At 36.5% G+C, this 19,189-nt stretch carries 18 protein-coding genes; 7 read left to right on the forward strand and 11 right to left on the reverse strand.

Annotated elements, in window-relative coordinates; translation table 11 throughout:
- Nucleotides 1-11: 11 nt before the first annotated feature.
- Both IPJ53_03030 and IPJ53_03035 read right to left on the reverse strand, forming a co-directional pair.
- Nucleotides 12-722: a lipoprotein signal peptidase gene (locus IPJ53_03030; protein MBK7798064.1), complete on the reverse strand. Its 711-nt coding sequence runs from the start codon at nucleotides 720-722 to the stop codon at nucleotides 12-14.
- Between the two features lie 50 nt (nucleotides 723-772).
- On the reverse strand, nucleotides 773-1,639 hold the full coding sequence (locus IPJ53_03035) for a mechanosensitive ion channel (GenBank protein ID MBK7798065.1): 867 nt from the start codon (nucleotides 1,637-1,639) through the stop codon (nucleotides 773-775).
- Between the two features lie 276 nt (nucleotides 1,640-1,915).
- On the opposite strand from IPJ53_03035, the gene IPJ53_03040 reads away from it, so the two are divergent.
- Nucleotides 1,916-3,331, forward strand: coding sequence for a redoxin domain-containing protein (locus IPJ53_03040; protein MBK7798066.1), 1,416 nt, complete (start codon nucleotides 1,916-1,918; stop codon nucleotides 3,329-3,331).
- Nucleotides 3,332-3,439: 108 nt separating this feature from the next.
- On the opposite strand, the gene frr is transcribed toward IPJ53_03040, so the two are convergent.
- From frr to serS, 3 genes are all read right to left on the reverse strand, one after another.
- Complete coding sequence (gene frr / locus IPJ53_03045; protein ID MBK7798067.1) at nucleotides 3,440-4,003, reverse strand: ribosome recycling factor; 564 nt, start codon at nucleotides 4,001-4,003, stop codon at nucleotides 3,440-3,442.
- 75 nt (nucleotides 4,004-4,078) lie between these two features.
- Complete coding sequence (locus IPJ53_03050; protein ID MBK7798068.1) at nucleotides 4,079-4,759, reverse strand: zinc metallopeptidase; 681 nt, start codon at nucleotides 4,757-4,759, stop codon at nucleotides 4,079-4,081.
- 153 nt (nucleotides 4,760-4,912) lie between these two features.
- Entirely contained in the window at nucleotides 4,913-6,193 is a 1,281-nt protein-coding gene (gene serS / locus IPJ53_03055) for a serine--tRNA ligase (protein ID MBK7798069.1), read from the reverse strand.
- Nucleotides 6,194-6,447: 254 nt separating this feature from the next.
- On the opposite strand from serS, the gene rho reads away from it, so the two are divergent.
- The 3 genes from rho to IPJ53_03070 all read left to right on the forward strand — a co-directional run bounded on the left by rho (nucleotide 6,448) and on the right by IPJ53_03070 (nucleotide 8,852).
- A complete protein-coding gene (gene rho / locus IPJ53_03060; GenBank protein ID MBK7798070.1) occupies nucleotides 6,448-8,166 on the forward strand; it encodes a transcription termination factor Rho in 1,719 nt (572 codons plus the stop codon).
- Between the two features lie 77 nt (nucleotides 8,167-8,243).
- Nucleotides 8,244-8,399: a 50S ribosomal protein L34 gene (gene rpmH / locus IPJ53_03065; protein ID MBK7798071.1), complete on the forward strand. Its 156-nt coding sequence runs from the start codon at nucleotides 8,244-8,246 to the stop codon at nucleotides 8,397-8,399.
- A gap of 18 nt (nucleotides 8,400-8,417) precedes the next feature.
- A complete protein-coding gene (locus tag IPJ53_03070; GenBank protein MBK7798072.1) occupies nucleotides 8,418-8,852 on the forward strand; it encodes a ribonuclease P protein component in 435 nt (144 codons plus the stop codon).
- A 35-nt stretch (nucleotides 8,853-8,887) separates the two neighbouring features.
- Here the strand turns inward: IPJ53_03070 and IPJ53_03075 are convergent, their stop codons facing one another.
- The 3 genes from IPJ53_03075 to pheS all read right to left on the reverse strand — a co-directional run bounded on the left by IPJ53_03075 (nucleotide 8,888) and on the right by pheS (nucleotide 12,929).
- Nucleotides 8,888-10,165: a transglycosylase SLT domain-containing protein gene (locus tag IPJ53_03075; protein ID MBK7798073.1), complete on the reverse strand. Its 1,278-nt coding sequence runs from the start codon at nucleotides 10,163-10,165 to the stop codon at nucleotides 8,888-8,890.
- 385 nt (nucleotides 10,166-10,550) lie between these two features.
- Nucleotides 10,551-11,894: a histidine--tRNA ligase gene (locus IPJ53_03080; protein ID MBK7798074.1), complete on the reverse strand. Its 1,344-nt coding sequence runs from the start codon at nucleotides 11,892-11,894 to the stop codon at nucleotides 10,551-10,553.
- A gap of 3 nt (nucleotides 11,895-11,897) precedes the next feature.
- Entirely contained in the window at nucleotides 11,898-12,929 is a 1,032-nt protein-coding gene (gene pheS / locus IPJ53_03085; GenBank protein ID MBK7798075.1) for a phenylalanine--tRNA ligase subunit alpha, read from the reverse strand.
- 378 nt (nucleotides 12,930-13,307) lie between these two features.
- Here pheS and IPJ53_03090 point away from each other — a divergent pair, with 378 nt between their 5' ends.
- The 3 genes from IPJ53_03090 to IPJ53_03100 all read left to right on the forward strand — a co-directional run bounded on the left by IPJ53_03090 (nucleotide 13,308) and on the right by IPJ53_03100 (nucleotide 16,992).
- Nucleotides 13,308-14,471, forward strand: coding sequence for an O-antigen ligase family protein (locus IPJ53_03090; protein ID MBK7798076.1), 1,164 nt, complete (start codon nucleotides 13,308-13,310; stop codon nucleotides 14,469-14,471).
- A 12-nt stretch (nucleotides 14,472-14,483) separates the two neighbouring features.
- Nucleotides 14,484-15,359: a DMT family transporter gene (locus IPJ53_03095; GenBank protein ID MBK7798077.1), complete on the forward strand. Its 876-nt coding sequence runs from the start codon at nucleotides 14,484-14,486 to the stop codon at nucleotides 15,357-15,359.
- A 232-nt stretch (nucleotides 15,360-15,591) separates the two neighbouring features.
- Nucleotides 15,592-16,992, forward strand: a complete 1,401-nt coding sequence (locus IPJ53_03100; GenBank protein ID MBK7798078.1) for a tetratricopeptide repeat protein — start codon at nucleotides 15,592-15,594, stop codon at nucleotides 16,990-16,992.
- A gap of 216 nt (nucleotides 16,993-17,208) precedes the next feature.
- Here the strand turns inward: IPJ53_03100 and IPJ53_03105 are convergent, their stop codons facing one another.
- From IPJ53_03105 to IPJ53_03115, 3 genes are read right to left on the reverse strand one after another with little or no spacing between them, the layout of a single operon-like run.
- Nucleotides 17,209-18,102 carry a peptidylprolyl isomerase gene (locus IPJ53_03105; GenBank protein MBK7798079.1) on the reverse strand — a complete coding sequence of 298 codons (894 nt, stop codon included), beginning with the start codon at nucleotides 18,100-18,102 and terminating at the stop codon, nucleotides 17,209-17,211.
- A gap of 5 nt (nucleotides 18,103-18,107) precedes the next feature.
- A complete protein-coding gene (locus tag IPJ53_03110) occupies nucleotides 18,108-18,755 on the reverse strand; it encodes a peptidylprolyl isomerase (protein MBK7798080.1) in 648 nt (215 codons plus the stop codon).
- Nucleotides 18,752-19,126, reverse strand: coding sequence for a hypothetical protein (locus IPJ53_03115; protein MBK7798081.1), 375 nt, complete (start codon nucleotides 19,124-19,126; stop codon nucleotides 18,752-18,754). The genes IPJ53_03110 and IPJ53_03115 overlap by 4 nt, the downstream gene beginning before the upstream one ends.
- Nucleotides 19,127-19,189: the final 63 nt, after the last annotated feature.

The raw sequence follows: 19,189 nt of genomic DNA on the forward strand, positions 1-19,189 counted from the left end.
AGGCAAATTTTTTATTCGGCAGCTTCCGGAACTTCAGTTTCGGAAGCTTTTTTATTTATATCTAATTGATTATCAGTATTTTCTTTTATGTTGTGGTGAATATTTTCAGAAGATAATTTCCGATAAAAAATAAGAAACAAAGAAATTCCTACAAATATTGAGGAATCTGCAAAATTGAAAACAGGTCTAAAAAATTCAAATTCCTGACCACCCCAAATCGGTACCCAAGTTGGGAAAGTGGATTGAATTAGGGGGAAATAGAACATGTCCACCACTCTCCCCATCAAAAAAGGCGCATATCCTCCTTCGGGAGGTAAAAGTTGAGCAACCCCTCCATGGAAAGGTGAATAAGAAAATAGCATGCCGTAGAAGGCAGAATCAATAATATTCCCTAGGGCTCCTGCTAAAATCATAGAAAATGCCAGCACCAATGCAGGATTCTCTTTAGATTTAATCAGTCTACCTAATAAATAGAATAAGAAAAATACCGCCAATATCCTAAAAATGCTCAATGCCAACTTACCTGCAGCCCCCCCAAAGCTTAGACCAAAAGCCATACCTTCATTTTCAACAAAATGAATTCTGGCCCAGGATTGTCCCAATATCAGAATTTCTTGACCTTGGTGCATATGGGTTTTAACCCAAATCTTACTGCTTTGATCCAAGAATAAAATAAACAAAATAACAACTAAGGAGAGAATATATGCGCTTCGTGGTTTCATATGTTAGCAAAGGTAGAAAAAGAAGGTAATATCAAATATGGAGTATTAGGTTAGCCTAAATCTTTTGAATTGCTATCCGGAACAGGCAAAACATGAATTTTATTTTCAGCTGAAGGGAAATAGATCTGGTTTTTATCAAAGGCAAGTTTTACCTTTTCCTGAGTTTCAAAGTATACTTGCCAATAATCTTCTTCATTACAAAAAGGTCTGATGGCAATTGTGGCCATGGTTTCTGTGAATTTTATAATTTGAAATTCAGGGGGAGGTTCAGGCAATACATGTTCCACTTTCCTGACGGTTGAAAGCGCAATTTCTTTAGCTTTATCAAAATCATTATTTAGATCCAAAGGCATTAATATTTCAACCCTCATATTCCCAAATGCAGACAGGTTCACAATTGTTCCAGTAGAGAGAGCCCCATTAGCCAAGATAATTGTTTTGTTTTCACTACTCAGCAAATACGTATTGAATATACCCTGTTCAATGACCCTGCCGTTAAATCCCTGAGCTTCGATGTGGTCTCCGAGTTTGAAGGGTTTAAAAATCAACATCATCACCCCTCCGGCAAAATTGCCTAAAGTTCCATTCAGTGCGGCACCTATTCCAACAGCTAATCCCGCAAGTATAGCTGCAAAGGAAGTCATGTTTACACCTAAAATACTAAATACAAACAGCAGTAATAAAAGAATCAGGGACATTCGTATAAGGGAAGCTAAAAAAGATTGTAAGGAAGGGTCGAAATCCCTGGCCATCAATGTACGCCTAACAACAGTTGAAATCCATCTTATAAGTATTGTCCCTATAATAAATGCTAAAATAGCTCCCAGTAGTCTGGGCATAAAATCCACTACAAGGGCTACTATGTGAGTGGCAAAATCAGTATAGCCGCTGATAGCTTGATTTAACAATATAAGCATGAGTCGATTTATTAAACGAATCCAAAAGTACGATGAAAGTAGTTTTTGAAGGAATCGAAAATGAATCAAGGCTCTAAGTGTTGTCTGATCAATTTATTTACCTATGAAATATTTGACTGGAATCTGCGTTTTAGCCCCTTGGAATTTCTTTTTTTATGCCAATTGATTTTATCTTGATTTAACTATTTTTGTTGATTAAACTAACCCGTAAAATTTTGGTTAATGTTTGAAAGCACTTTTAAGTTAATTTATTTATTGTAGTTTTAATACATCCGCATGAAACAAATTTGTCTTTTGATAAATCTTATAATTTTTGGAATTTCGGTTTCAGGACTTTATGCACAATCAGACAGTTGTCATTTAAAGTTTAAGGTGAATGGTTTTACAGGGGGAAAGATTAAACTGATAGGTGTATATGCAGATCAAAACTACATTGCAGACAGCACCTTTATGAATGAATCAGGAGAATTTGAATTTAGAAGAAAGTCTCCTTTCAAACCAGGCTATTTTTATGTTATTCTTCCGGATTACTCCAGTTTTCACATCATGATAAATGATGAACAATTTTTTACCATGGAGTCCAATAAAGGGGAATACATCAACACCATGAAGATATCCGGATCCATAGACAATGAGCTTCTGTATCAATCTATGATTCTCCAAAGCATGCATGAAAAAAAATTCGATTCACTCAATTCACAAAAATCTAAATATGCCGGTAATCAAGATGAGCTTAAAAGAATCGAGAAAGAACTAGATTTAATCAACAATGAAAGAAAGGAATACATAAAGAATTTGGAGCAAAAGTATCCGAATGTATTTTTTACAAAATTTAAAATTGCTGGACAGAATCCGGAAGTACCTGATTTTCGAAAACCTAATGGGGAACCTGACATCAGTAGAAAACTAGAATTTTTCAGACTTAATTTTTGGAATGATGTAGACTTGATGGATAACAGATTATTGGCCACACCAGTCATCGTAAATAAACTCAATCGTTTTATCACAGATCTCACGGTACAACATCCGGATTCCATTATACGTCAAGCTGATTTTGTCATACAAAAATCACTGGAGAATCCCGAAATGTTTCAATTCTTTACAAATTATATTGCCTTGAAGTATCAACCTTCCAAGACAAAAGTTATGGATGGAGAAGCTGTTTATGTACATATCATTGATAAATATTTTACCAAGGATCGCGCCTTTTGGTTAACTGAGAAAGAGTTGGCTGATTTAAGAAAAAAGGCTTGGGAAATGAGTGCAAGTCTACTGAATAAAGTAGGTCCCGATGTAGTTTCAGTAGATCCAAATGGACAAACTAAGTCAATTTACGGAATTAAGAAACCTTATATCATTGTATTCATGTACGATCCTAAATGTGAACATTGTCAGGAAGAGACACCCAAGCTTAAACAATTTTATGAGGAATGGAAGAATAAAGGTGTCGAAGTTTTTGCAATTGTCTTAAATGCGAAAGATCAGGAATGGAGAGATTTTATTAAAAAATACCAGATACAAAATTGGATTAATGTGCATGATCCGACAAATGCTTCCATTTATGCAAAATACTATGTAGACATCACACCTGAAATGTATGTTTTGAATAAAGACCGAAAAATTATTGGCAAAAACCTAAAGGTAGAACAGCTAAAAATAATCCTTGACAGGGATATGGGAATTACAAATTAAATTTTGGCGACAAATTTTTCAGTTAAATAAATATTGGCAATTTAAATTTTAAAAAAATGGGTTTTGCAAATATTTACTCAACAAAAGATGTCAGCTCTTTTGAGCATATTATACCGTCATTATTTCCTTTTCTTTTAATTCAATGATTTTATCCACTTTAGCAGAATAATCTGTGACAGAATTTTGAATTAATTGTTCTTTTGTTTTTGCAATATCTTCTGCAAGGCCATTTTTCTGTTCCTTTTTAATAAAATCCAAAATTTTATGACGACTGGAGCGAATACTCACTTTTGCTTCTTCACCAAAATGCTTCACCTGTTTGACAAATTCTTTCCTTCTTTCTTCTGTCAGAGGCGGGATCGCAATGCGGATCATTTCTCCATCATTTTGCGGAGTGAATCCCAGGTTTGCAGCAAATATGGCTTGTTCAATATCACCGATAATTTTTTTCTCCCAAGGTTGAATTGCAATGGTCCTGGAATCTGCCAGACTTAGGTTAGCCACCTGAGTGAGCGGGGTGGGAGATCCATAATAGTTTACAAGGATCCCATCCAAAATATTTGTGGATGCTTTCCCGGTGCGCACTCTGGTTAGTTCTTTCTGAAGGTGCTCAATAGCTTTTTCAAATTCGGCCTTTGTTTGTATGATGTGTGAATCTAATTCTGCAGACATAATGATGATTTTTTTATAAAATTCCAGATTTGATTTATACTGGTTTGAATTAAAGCTCAAAAATATAAAAAAAGCTTATTCCCTATTGGAAGACATGTATCTTAAAATTAGAAATACAAGCATTACCAGAGAAGAAAGGGCTGCAGCAACATAAGTCATAGCTGCCCATTTCAGTGCATCCTTTGCCCCTTCATATTCCTGTCCTTTAGTAATGCCCGTTTCATCCAACCATACAAGAGCTCTTTTGCTTGCATCAAATTCAACAGGAAGTGTAATTAGACTGAATAAGGTGGTGATCATAAAGGCTACAATTGTAACCAATAATAAAGTTGGAAATGTATTTGCCAGCATAAATGCAAAAACGAGAAGAAACTGTTGAGCGAGAGAGGCTATTTTAACTACAGGGACTATTTTTGAACGCAATTGCAGCATTGCATAAGCCGTGTCGTGTTGCACTGCATGGCCACATTCGTGGGCGGAAACAGCAGCGGATGCAATTGAATGACCATGATAAACTTCCGGGCTCAAATTGACAGTTTTGTTGACAGGATTGTAATGATCTGAAAGCATTCCCTCTGATTCTAGAACCTTCACGTCATAAATACCGTAATGAGAAAGCATTTGCTCAGCTACCTCTTTGCCGGATTTCCCTGATTTGATGGCAATTTGACCATAATATTCAAATTTTGATTTTAGCCTGGTATGAACCAAATAACCAATTCCTGACATTACCATTGCCAGAACATTAAAAATCATATAATCGGAATTGAAAAACATATGTAAATTATTGATTAAGGTAAATTATCAGAAGTAATAACAATTTTACTACTAAAAGATTTCAAAACACTAAAAAATTATAGTGATTTGAATGGAGTATTAAAGAAGTACTTGTTGCTTTCCATTTTAGACCTAAGAAATCCACTCCTTTCCAAAATAGCTTTGGAGAGCTTTAGGGATTTTTATACCGGATGAAGTTTGGTGGTTTTCAAGTATAGCGGCAACAATTCTAGCCAATGCAAGGGCGCTGCCATTTAAAGAGTGAGCAAATTGAGTCTCTCCCTTTTCGTTTTTGAATCGGAGTTTCATGCGGTTGGTCTGAAAAGTTTCAAAATTGGAGACTGAACTTACTTCAAGCCATCTCTTCTGAGCGGCGGAATAAACTTCAAAATCATAGGTAATTGCAGAAGCGAATCCCATATCACCCCCACACAATCTCAGGATACGATAAGGTAGTTCAAGCTTTTGCAATAGATTTTCAACATGATTTAGCATCAGTTCAAGCGCTGCATAAGATTTTTCTGGATGTTCTATTCTTACAATTTCTACTTTATCAAATTGATGGACCCGATTAAGTCCTTTTACATGAGCTCCATATGATCCAGCTTCCCTCCTAAAGCAGGGGGTATAGCCGGTTAAAAGTATAGGAAAGTCAGATTCCTTTAGAATCACATCCCTGTAAATGTTGGTGACAGGTACTTCAGCAGTTGGAATCAAGTAGAGGTCATCTTTTTCCACATAATACATCTGTGCCTCCTTATCTGGGAGTTGGCCGGTGGCTCTTGCAGATTCAGCATTTACCATTAATGGAGCCTGAATTTCTTCGTAACCTGATTTACTTGCCTCATCTAAGAAAAAGTTAATAAGCGCTCTTTGAAGTTTGGCTCCATTATTACGATATAATATGAAACCTGAACCCGTTATTTTGACACCCAATTCCATATCAAAGACCTTATATTTCTTTGCTAATTCCCAGTGCGGTAAGGCATCTTCAGGTAATTCCGGTAGGGCGGAATTCCAATCTTTAAAGACTAGGTTGTCATCCGCTGATTTTCCTTCCGGGACTGAAATATGTGGAATGTTTGGTAACTGTATGAGCTTTTCTTCAATTAGGAGAAGGCTGGAGGCAAGCAATTCTTCGAATTCTTTGTTTTCTTCTTTTAATCTGGAGACTTCCAGTTTGTTTTTTTCGGCTGACACAGAATCATTTGATTTCATAGCCAAACCAATTTCTTTGGACAATTGGTTAATTTGGGAAAGCCTTTGATCCATGTTGGCTTGGGATAATTTACGTTGGTCGTCCAGGGAAATTATTTCCTGTATTAGATCAAGCTGTTCTGGACTTAGATTTCTTTTCTTCAAGCCAGCAATGACCCGTTCAGTATCGTTTCTGAGGATTTTTAATTCAATCATTTGTACAATTTAGGGCAATTTTACGAGTTAATGCTGATTTTTTGATAAAAAAAAGTACAGTCTAATAAAATGGTGTATATTTGCACCGTCAGGGCCTGGCTGCCCATCTGATTCAAATTCCCGAATTTTTACTTTTCTTTTTCAACTTTAAGAAGTTCTTTATCGGTTTGTATTTTGATTGATGCAGCAAGAAGTGGGCTTGGTCTTTAATATCCTATTTCAATTATTTTTTAAATTAATTCTTGATTTTGTCTATGTACGACATTTTACAATTGAATGACATGCTTGTTCCTGAGCTAAAGGAGATTGCTGAGCGTCTTGGTGTTACGAATGCCAAAAAATTAACCAAGCAGGATTTGGTTTATAAAATTCTAGACCAGCAGGCGCTGGTTGGGAGTAAAAAATCCGTTTCGGATCAGGAAGTATCTACCGACGAAAGCAGTGCATCGACTCAGGAGAAATCCTACGAGATACTGGAGGATGAAAACAACCTTAGAAATAGAAGGCGGCGAGTCATTAAACCGGAAGGTGCCGAGAAAGTGAGAGAAACTAAAACCGAGCCAATAGTCGAACAGGTAGAAACCAAAGCCATAGACAAGGTTGAAAATGATGAAGTGAAATCTGAGGAATCAGAGCCGGCAGTCGAACAAAGGAGAGAATTTAAACCCCGACGGGAAGCTTTCCAAAATCGTCATAACCGAAATCAACCACGCCCACATCCAAGAGATCAACAGCCCATTAATCCACCTCAAAACAATCAGAACAATAATCCTCAATCCCAGAGCACTGATGCAGTGGAGGAACCAATAGAGAAGGAGTTTGTACCCCAAGAACCTGTCTTTGTTGTTGAGTTAGAGGGAGTCGTTGAAGGTCAGGGAGTTTTAGAAATGATGCCTGAAGGATATGGATTTCTAAGAAGTTCAGATTACAATTATCTTAGTTCACCTGATGATGTGTATGTTTCTCCTTCCCAGATCAAATTATTTGGAGTAAAAACAGGAGATACCATAGTGGGAGCTGTAAGGCCTCCCAAGGAGGGAGAAAAGTATTTTGCCCTTCTGAAGGTATCAAAGGTGAATGGACTTGAACCTAAGCAAATTAGAGACAGGGTTCCGTTTGATTACCTTACTCCTTTGTTTCCCAATGAGAAATTTAAATTGACCACCTCGCCAACAGGAAGGGATTATGGAAACAGAATTATTGATTTATTTACACCTATAGGAAAAGGTCAACGAGGCTTAATTGTAGCTCAGCCAAAAACCGGTAAGACTTTTTTACTTAAAGACATCGCTAATGCAATAGCGGCTAATCACCCGGAGTGTTATTTGATTGTGTTGCTTGTTGATGAGCGTCCTGAGGAGGTTACTGATATGAAGAGAAGCGTGAAAGCAGAGGTTATTTCTTCCACTTTCGATGAGCCAGCTGAAAATCATACCAGAGTGGCTAATATTGTCCTTGAGAAAGCGAAGAGATTGGTTGAATGTGGACATGATGTTGTGATTTTGCTAGATTCAATTACCAGGCTGGCGAGAGCTTATAATACAGTTGCCCCTTCATCGGGGAAAGTATTATCCGGAGGAGTTGAGGCAAACGCCCTTCAAAAACCAAAAAAGTTTTTTGGAGCAGCGAGGAAGATTGAGAATGGGGGTTCACTGACTATTTTGGCCACTGCATTAATTGATACTGGTTCTAAAATGGACAGTGTAATTTTTGAAGAATTCAAAGGAACAGGTAATATGGAGTTGCAATTAGATCGTAGTCTGGCTAATAAGCGTATGTACCCATCAATTGACTTGACCAAGTCCAGTACCCGAAGAGAAGATTTATTGTTGGACGACACAATTGTACAGAAGATGTTTGTCCTTCGTAACCACCTTGCGGACATGAAACCGGAGGAGGCCATTGAATTTATTAAAAAGCATATGGTCGGAACTACCAGGAATGAAGAATTCTTAATTTCCATGAATAGTTAAAAAAATATTTGTCAATTCATAATATTGAACTACCTTTGCCATCCCTTTAAAAGAGGGCTTTTAAATTTGCAACTACGATGAAACGTACATTTCAACCTTCAAGAAGAAAAAGAGCCAACAAACATGGTTTTAGAAGCCGTATGAAGTCTAAAAACGGTCGCAGGGTATTGGCCAGAAGACGATCCAGAGGTCGACAGAGGTTGACTGTTTCGGATGAAAGCAGATTGAAATAATCAAGTCGTGATCCGGATGTGATCCGTGATTTATCATTTCCCAAAGTATTAAGACTAAAATCAACCAAGCAAATAGGGCTATTGTTTGAAAGCCCACGTTCGGTCTTGTGTTACCCTTTACTAGTTAAATTCCGTATTGAAAATGGATTGTCCTCGGTGCAAATGCCTATGGTTGCATTTTCTGTACCCAAAAGGACGTTTAAGTCTGCCGTAGTCAGAAACAGGATCAGAAGAAGGATGAAAGAATGTTATCGGTTAAACTGGAAGGAAAAATTTGATTCAGAATTTTTACAGAATTCAGGGGAGCTGACAATGATATTAATCTATGTTGCAAAAGAAGAGAAAAAATACAATTTGATTCAGGAGGGGATGCTCAAATTATTAGATCGATTAAAAAATGAGATAATCAAATCTTCAGGAAAGGAGAATAGTGCAGATAAGGAAGAGGCTTAGAAGAGATACTTTGACTCTAGTAGGTCTATTAAAATTCAACTCTTAATAAGAAGTACAGTTCCATTAGGGAGTTCATCATCATCACTGATTGAATTCCAAAGCATAATATCCTCCACAGTTAAATTTGGGTAACGATCAGCTATTTCAATCAAACTTTCTCCGGTTTTCACGAGATGGTAGCTGTAATTTTTTGTGCTTTCTACTTTAAGTTCGGGCTGTTCTTTAACATCAGCATAGTCCATTGAATTATAGACCATACCTTGTGGTTCTATGTTTTCTATTTCATTGGGTTCTATAATAAATGGGCGGGTAAAGCTTATTAAGTCTAGAAGGTTACCAGGGATGGAAACATCGGCAAGGTCTGAGGAATCCATTTTTGGGTAATATTCATTTTTGTAGAATTCAACGAACTCTACCATTTGACTGTCCGGCAAACAGACGTAGTGCCCTGACTCGGACTTTGGAATAGAATTTTTCCTGAATGAAGGGTTAAGAAATCTGAACAACTCTTTTGAAATGGAGGTCTTTTTAAATAATTTGGGTATGTTTACTTCCTTGTTAATTTTCACAAAAGTCACCAAATTTGAGGTGTATTCTTCTTCTCCAGGAAATAGATTATGTTCCGAGAAGTATTGCATCATGTAATTGACGCCGATAAAGGCAGGAACAAACAATTGAGTTTGGCGTGGTAGGTTCTTTCTTATGGTCCAAAAGTCTCTGGAACCTGATTTTTCAATGGCTTCCAAAACTTTGTTTTCCCCACAGTTGTAGGCAGCCATTACTAGAGACCAATCCCCAAACATGCTGTACAATGTTTTAAAATACTTAATAGCTGCCAGGGTTGAATTTACAGGATCAAGTCTTTGATCAATTTTGTCATCAATTTTAAGTCCACGGATTTTAGCCGTTCCGGGCATTAGTTGCCAAAGTCCGGCTGCCCCCATGTAGGATTTTGCAGATGGATTTAGGGTAGATTCAATTGCAGCAATGTATTTAATTTCAATAGGGAGGTCATTTTCTAGAAGCAGTTTTTCTATTAAAGGGAAATACTGGTCTTTTCTATTTAAAATTTTTCTACTGGATGTCCTGTCAATCAGGATGAAGCGCTTTACCTGGTCTATCACATCCGCGTCGATGACCATGTTTACCAAGCAGTACATGCCCTTCAGTCTATCAATAATCTCCTCTTCCTGATAATTGGCATTGAGTCTATCTGAAAAAGCGATGACCTCTCCAGGCCGCATACAAGCCTCCGCGTTGAGCAAAGGCGATGCACTTAAAAACAGCCCTAAAAAAATCAAACGATACATCATGGTTAAAAACAGAGACTAATATAAAACAAAAAATACTTAGATGTGGTAAATATTTCAAAATGAACTAATCTGCCACACTGAGTTTAGAGAACGGCAAAGGTACTTATTATGTTTTAGAATAAATTGTTAATGGGTTAAATATTGTGTTAATACATATTATATAAAATTATAATATATTATTTTAATGAATCCTTTTTGAGCTTATTTAGTCTGCCATGCAACACCAATCCCTCCAAATTTCAAACTATGTAAAATCTAATTTGGTTAAAGTTAGTCTTAACAATTACCTCTGCTAAAAATACTTAGAAGACTATTGGAAACTTACAAAGCCACTTGTGAGATAAGGATTTTAGTCTTTCAAATTTGCGACAACCCTCTGAAATTATTAAATAGGTCGAGAAAATCTATCAATAATAGATTCAATTTTAAGATATTCCTGGATTCCGCTTATTTGATCCTTAACCGGGTAGATTTCTTTAAGCCTTTCTTCTTCACCAATGATAAGGACATTTGGAATTTTGAGGTCCTCCGCGTATTTGAAAGACTTCTTAAGTTTTGTGAACTCAGGGTAAACATCCACACTGACATTCTTCTCCCGAAGTTTACCAGCCAATGAAAAGCCATGTTTCAAACTTTCCAGATCTAGGGCCGTTATAAGGATTTGGACTGAAGTATTAAGGTCATAGGGAAATAAGGATAATTCATTCATTACATCGTAAATCCTGTCCGCCCCAAAAGAAATTCCAACACCTGAAACTCCTTCAAGTCCGAATACTCCTGTCAAGTTATCATATCTACCTCCACCACCCAAACTTCCCATTTTAATAGTTGTCGGAATCACTTCGACGATACAACCCGTATAATATCCAAGTCCTCTGGCAAGAGACGGATCAAAAGAAATTTCATTATGAGTTTTTACTTCTTGGAGAAAAGAATACACTTCTTCCAAAGCCTCCACACCATTTATTGCTTTTTGGTTCAATCGAAAATCAGATAGGTTGTTTTTTTTGATTAATTCAATAATTCCACTTGCGGCATCCTCCGTATATCCAATTAAAACAAGTTCCTCTTTAACAGCTTGCTCACCAATTTTGTCTAATTTGTCCAGGGTCATTGTCATGGGTAAGAACAGCTCTGGTTTTCCGGCTTGTTGTGCAATTCCCTCTAAGATATCCCTGTGGTTAATCACAATTTTTACCGGAATCCCTAATTTTTTGAAGACGTCGTCATAAATTTTTAGTAATTCGGCTTCAAACAATAAACTATTGGAACCCACAACATCAGCATCACATTGATAAAATTCTCTATATCGCCCCCGTTGAGGTCGATCTGCACGCCAAACTGGTTGAATTTGATATCTTTTAAAAGGGAAGGTGAGAAGATGCCGATTCATGGATACCACCCTTGCAAGGGGGACCGTTAGGTCATACCTGAGACCTTTTTCAGAAATTTGGGACAAGAGTTTAGATGAATCTCCATCTATTAAAAACTGAGAATTAGCATCTTTTAAAAAGTCTCCACTGTTAATTATTTTGAACAATAATTTGTCGCCTTCCTCACCATACTTCCCCATTAATGTAGAAAGGTTTTCCATTGCCGGAGTTTCCAGTGGCTGGTATCCATGGTGAATGAAGACCTCTTCAATTGTTTTAAATATAAACTTTCTCCTTCTAGTCTGAAGTGGAAGAAAATCGCGGGTTCCTTTTGCTAAACTTGGTTTTTGGGACATGGGTTAGGCGCCTTTAAATTGTCTCAAAAATCTCAAATCATTTTCAAAATAATATCTGATATCAGGAATTTTATAAAGTAACATAGCCTGCCGTTCTATTCCCATACCAAAAGCAAAGCCGGAATAAATTTCAGGATCAATACCACAATTTGAGAGGACGGCGGGGTCTACCATTCCGCAGCCTAGTATTTCAAGCCAACCTGTTCCCTTTGTAATCCGATAATCTGTTTCATCCTTCAACCCCCAATAGATGTCCATTTCTGCTGATGGCTCGGTAAATGGGAAATATGAGGGTCTCAGACGTATTTTAACATCCTGACCAAACATTTCCTTTGCAAAAAAAAGCAATGTTTGTTTCAAGTCTGCCATAGAAACCCCTTTGTCAACGTAAAGCCCTTCTACCTGATGAAACTGACAATGTGATCGAGCGGAGATCGTTTCGTTTCTGTAAACTCTTCCAGGCGCCAGGATTCTAATGGGGGGCTTGTGGGCCTTCATAAATCTGGATTGCACGGAGGAGGTGTGTGTACGTAGGAGTATGTTTGGTAAATCCTTCAAATAAAAAGTATCCTGCATGTCTCTGGCAGGATGATCATCGGGTGTATTTAAAGCAGTGAAATTATGCCAATCGTCTTCAATTTCTCTGTCTTCGGCTACTTCAAAACCAATTTTTGAAAATATTCCAATTATTTTATCCATTACCTGAGAAATGGGATGACGTGAACCTCCTCCAAGATTAATTGAGGGTAGGCTCATATCTGGAGCAGAAACAATTTTGGAATCAGAACTTTCTAAAGCTAATGAACTGGCTGAATATTTTTCATCCGCTTGTTGTTTTATGGCATTCAACCTTAGTCCATATTCTTTTTTTTGATCTCCAGGAACCAAGCTGATGTTAGAAAAAAAGGCTTTCAGAACATTCTTTGATCCAAGATATTTAATTCTGAATTGTTCCAATTCAGACGCATTGGAAACCGAATGATTTAAAATTTCATTTCTCAAATTCTCTAATGGTGCAAACCAATCCTGGGACATTTATTTCGTTGTAGGGTTTGGAAAGGTCACAAAATACGGTAGATTTTCGTATGATCTGACATCCTGAATTGATTTTAGTGATAATTATCCAAAATCTACCGTGTGGATGTAAACTTGATCAGGCAATTCTGTTTCAGATGGACCTTATCCAGTACCTGACCAGGGCAAAAGTCAAATCATCCTAAAATGCGTGAATTGAATGTTAAATTGTAGGTTTAATCACGGTTGTTAAGGAGAATTCACCTGAAATTTAAAAATGCCCTTATTTTTGATTTATTAATGAAAGTCTCCAACCAAATTCAGTCTAAAGGGCTTCAACGTATATTTTTCTTTGCAATGTGTATCTGTGTATGTGCATTGTCCTGGTCGATTTTTTTGATGAGCATATCCACAATTATTTTGGGTATAATAATTTTTTTTAAGGAAGATCACGAGGGAGTTGGTCTTATTAGCAAACTGGATTTTTTTAACATAACAAAAGAAATTTTTAAGGAGCCAATTCCTGGGTGGATAATTGTTTATTATTTGAGTGTGGTAATTTCAGGATTTTGGTCAACTGATAAATTGCTTTGGTTAGACCAGTTGAGAATCCAATTACCAATTTTGGTATTTCCATTAGCCTTTATTGCACATGGCAAACTGGCAAGGAAGGATATTGAATTAATTACATTTATTGGTATCATTAGTCTGTGGATTGTTTCCATTCAAGTACTTTGGAATTATCTGAATCATTACAGCGAAATGAACTTGGCCCTGCTTAAGGGAATTCCTATAGAAACGCCTATTTCACATGTGCGTTTTAGTTTAATTATTGCTTGCGCGATTCTATTATTGGTGGATAGACTTTTAAGTAAGACAAGTATCAAATATTCCGCAACCGATATTTTTATTATTTTTTTAATTCTATTTTTTTTCGTTCTAATCCACGTGCTTAGTGTTAAATCAGGAATTTTGGGACTATACATTGGAATTATTGTATATCTTTTGGTTTTTGCATTCAAACGAAAGAAATATTCTATTCTGGTGATAGGATTAGGATTGACTATTGTTGTAGTTGGCATCCTTTTTTATTTAAGCCCCAGTCTACAAAATAAATATTATTATACTATATGGCAAATAGGCGAATTTTCAAGGGGTAAGTGGTTATATTATTCAGATTTGGAGCGCTTGAAATCAATAGAAATGGGATGGGAAATGATCAAGTTACATCCAATTCTTGGGAGCGGAATTGGAGATATGCATTCAGTTACCGAAAAAACATATTTAGAACATCTTAATCATAGGCTCATTAAATATCCACACAATCAATTTATTTACAGTTGGGCATTTTGTGGTATTTTCAGTATATTGAGTTTAGTCGGTATATTTTGGGCATCTTTTATTAGGAGAGGCTCTTTTAGAATTGAAATATCTGTCGCTGCCTTGGCAGTGATATGGAGTTCATTTTTATATGAGCATACTTTGGCATCACAAGCAGGAATTAGTTTGTTTTTAACCATTAGTCTTTTGGCTTGGTCTAGGCAGAAATCAAATACTATTTAGAAATTGGAGCGGATGCATAAGAATTTAAAGCTAGCTCATATATTGCTATTCCTGGTTGCATTTATTTATGGAGCTAACTATTCCATTGCAAAAATTGTATTGGATCCCGGGCTTATCGGAGCCAATGGATTTATACTTTTGAGAATATCGGTGGCTTCTGTACTATTTATCTTTTTCTTTGGGATGCCGAAGAAAATTTTGAAGTCTGATCATGTCGAACTATTAATTTGTTCAATTACAGGTGTTTTGGCAAACCAACTCTTGTTTTTTAATGGCTTAGCCCTTACCAGTCCAATTCATGCGGCGCTGATTATGGTATGTACACCTTTGTTGGTTTTGATTTTGGGCTTTATAAATGGAAAGATTCTTAGTAAAACCAATTGGGTGGGTTGTATCATCGGATTTGTAGGAGCTGTGGGCTTAATATTGTCAGGCAATCCTAATGATTCACGCAGTGGCAATTGGGTTGGAGACCTACTTGTGTTAGCAAATGCAATTTCGTATGCATTTTATCTTACCAGAGTTCCAAAGTTGTTAGATAAGTATTCAGCTTTTGAAATTATGAAATGGATATTTCTGATTGCGTGCCTTTTGTGTCTGCCATTTGGAATCCGGGAATTGGAAATTGTGAATTGGGGTAACTTTTCAACGAATGAATGGATGGCTTTGGGATTTGTGTTAGTGTGTACTACATTTTTAGCCTACACCTTTAATGCCAAAGCTTTGGTTTTGAGTGATTCAAGTCTGGTTAGTAACTATATTTATTTACAGCCCCTACTTGCTGTAATTTTTGCACTTATAATGAAAAAAGGAGAATTAAATGTAGCCATCACCGGCAGTGGTTTGCTTATCATTGCCGGAGTTTTTCTTTCAGGAAGAAAACTTTGATTTTTTTTCAAAAATTCTTTAATATTTACTTTGCAGTGAAAAATAAGGAGTTATGAATGTTTCAAAATAACATGCAAAATTTTCATCATTTATATAATCTTGAGGACAAGAAAATTGAATATATAAAACTGATGAGGCATTCAACTGAGAAAATGTAGAATATTTTTTTTTATTAGACTAATCGGAAGAATTATATACTTTTACGGAGTCATTATTAATCCCTGAGAAGATAGTGTCTAGGAAAACGAAGCAAAATCCAAAACTTTCAAAACTCATAGCTGAGTTTGAGGACTCTGTACAGAGTCTTTCACCAGATTTATGGGTTGAGAAATCCTACCACAAACTGATCTCTCATTACGAAGAGCAGGGATGGCCTGAAAGATCCTTACAAGTGGTTGATATTGCATTGAAGCAATACAAGTATCGAATTGAGTTTTATATTACAAAGGTTAGACTTTTAATGAGTTTAAGCCGATATGAGGAAGCTCTTGAAATTGTAAATCAAGCTTATCATTTGTCGCCATATGATGTTGAAATTCCCTTACTTAAAGCAAAAGTGCTGACCATTCAGGGATATGAAGAAGAAGCGCTTCTTATCATCGATGAGCTCAAATTAATCTTCCAAAAAACCGATCTGCAGGAAATTTTATTAATGGAAGCTTTTATTAATGAGTCAATGAAAGATTTTGAAAAAATGTTCTATACGCTTAAGGAAGCGTTAACCATAAATCCTAATAATTCTAAAGCACTCCAACAAATTTGGGTAAGTGTAGAATTTTCTAAGAAATATGAAGAAAGTGTGGAGTTACACACTGAAATTATAGATAAAAATCCTTATTCTTATTTGGCCTGGTATAATCTGGGTCATGCTCACTCTTGTTTAGGAGAATATGACAAGGCAATGGAAGCCCTTGAATATTCTTTTCTGATAAACAATAAGTTTGAACAAGGATATATGGATTGTGCGGAGTTGGCTTTGCAGATGGGTGCCTATGAAAAGGCATTCCAATGTTATTCAGAGGCCAATGAAATGTTTGGTCCGGATACTGAGCTTGTTGCTTTTATGGCTGAGTGTTTAATTAAACTTAATCGTTATAAAGAAGCAAAAAATATTTTGCAGAAGACGATTAGCCAGGATCCTTTTAATGATGAAGTTTTTTATTACTTAGGAGAATGTTACCTTAAGGAGGAGAATTGGGAATTTGCGCTGAAGTATTTCCTGGAGGCTTTAGAGATAGATGAATACCGGGAGGAGTATCATGCAGGTGCCGCGAAAGCTTACGAGAACCTTTCCAACCTAAGAAAAGCAGAAATCCACTACAATAAAGCTGCACGATGTGGTCAAGAGCAAAGCCAGTACTGGGCGATGTATATAAAATTTCTACTTCAACAAAATAATTTGACCAAGGCAGAAAAGGTACTGCTGAGAGCTGATAAGTATTCTGTTGGGGCTGATCTATGTTACTGTAAAATTGCACTCCAACTTTTGAGTGGAGATCGATCTGGCGCCATTGTTGGGTTGGAGGAAGTTTTGCAAGATGATGCAGCGGGCAGTGATTTACTGTTTGAATTGATACCATCGCTCAAAGAGGACCAAGAAATAAGAGGAATGATCCGTTATTTTGCCGTATAAAAAATCTGACGACTTATTTAATTTTTTGATCATTTGGTTTAACCACAAGGATCGCCTAAACAATTTTTGACATCCATAAAGTCGCATCTTTTTTTCTTTTGATGAGAATTCATAATGTGGCAGAGACAATGACTTGGCTGTGACAGCTTTTTTTTTGTTAAAGTACTTGTAGGCTCTTAAGGTTATTGATCAATTTTTTTTATTTGGGAAAGTTTTTTAATGAAGAAAATGAATCTTCATTTTTACATCTTCGATTGGTCTATCTCCTTGAGCAGTTTGCACAGAGGCAATTTTGTCAATTACTTCGAGCCCTTCGATTACTTCACCAAAGACTGTATATTCTTGATCGAGAAAGGGGGTGCCACCATTTTCAAAATATATTTTCTTTTGTTGATCACTGTACTTAATCCCTTTTTGATCTTCTATTCTACTCAAAGTGGATTCAGATTGGATGTTTCCCTGGACAATATAAAATTGTGAGCCGGAAGATTTCTTTTCAGGATTTACAGAATCACCCGTGCGGGCTGCAGCCAAAGCACCTTTTTTATGAATGAAATTTTTATTAAACTCCGAGGGTATAGTATATCCAGGACCTCCGCTACCTAATGGACTGCCGGGTGAGGCTGTCCGGGAATCAGGATCCCCACCCTGAATCATAAATCCCCCAATTACTCTGTGAAACAAAAGATCATCAAAATAACCTTCTTCCACTAATTTGGAAAAGTTGTCTCTGTGCAAAGGAGTTTCGTCATAAAGTTGGACCAACATCGAGCCAAATTTTGTATCAATTCTTATGAGACATTTGTCCGGATGTTTTACTTCAATGATTGAGCTACTTTCTAAGATTTTTTTTCCGAAATTAACTTTAAGAACAACTTTGTGTAATCCTGATTTTGTGAACTGGTGGATTGGGTCTTTATCAAAAGAAGTCTCCCCATCACCAAAATCCCATTCATACGACAATGCTTTTGATGAGAGGTTAGTAAAATTTATTTTTTCCGGTATTTTAACAACAGTTTTGTTGCTGGTAAACTTGCTGAACTTTTTAGCACAAGATGAAATGCCTAAAAGAACCGCAAAAGCAGTTGATATAATTAAAGTCCATCTCATGATAACTAATCTACCAGTTTAATAGTCATTTTAATATCAGACTGTGGCCTGTTCATCTGATCACCTTGAACGGCTGCAATTTTATCAATTACTTCAATTCCTTCCACTACTTCTCCAAAAACAGTATAGTCGCCATCTAAAAACGGAGTTCCACCCAAAGTTGCATATTTTTTTATGTCAGCTTCAGAGTAGTTCAATCCTTTTTGCATCGCCAGCATTTGTATTTGTGCAGGATCCATTGTTTGACCTTGTACGAGGTAAAATTGTGATCCTGATGACTTTTTTTGAGGATTTACCTGATCGCCTTGTCTGGCTGCACACAACGCCCCCTTAAAATGAAATTTACCAATTTCTGCATCGATGGTATAACCAGGGCCACCTGAACCAAGAGGTTGACCAGGAGACGCATTTTTTGAATCCGGATCTCCTCCCTGTATCATAAAATTATTGATTACTCTGTGAAAGAGAGTTCCGTCGTAAAACTTTTCCTGTACCAATTTAATGAAATTTGCTTTATGTTTTGGAGTAGAATCATAGAGCCTGACTTTCATGTTTCCATAGCTTGTTTCAATCAATGCAAAATTTCCTGATTTTTTGCTGGTGCAGGAAAATGCCAATGTTACTAGCAGTAGACCAAATAATATTTGTTTCATGATATTTTTTGATTAATGTATTCTGAATAATTGATTTGAAAATAATCAACGACCTTTCTTTTCAGGTATTGTTCCTGCTCCTTAACACCCTTTAGAGTAAAAGGTTTTATTAATTCATAATGTGGCCATCCATCCTGATCTAAGCCTTCAAAGGAGTAATAACCGTCTTGCGACAACAATCGACAAGAGGCAATGTGCATCAAGTCTTGTTTTTCTTCTTTGGTAAACTTTTCAGTAATGGGTCTGCCAAATTCCTGAATTCCAATAAGAAAAAGAATAGCGTTAAGATCCGGCAATTCTTTTCGATTCAGACGGTCTTTAATAAAATGTCTAACTCTGAGCCATTCAAAGTCAAGTTCCCAATCTTCCATAAGGCTGCAAAGTTATTCTATTAATGTCATTGACAAAAGCTGGGACTGATTTTTTGATTTCGT

Source organism: Candidatus Vicinibacter affinis (genome assembly GCA_016714365.1).
In the GTDB taxonomy this organism is placed as follows: domain Bacteria; phylum Bacteroidota; class Bacteroidia; order Chitinophagales; family Saprospiraceae; genus Vicinibacter; species Vicinibacter affinis.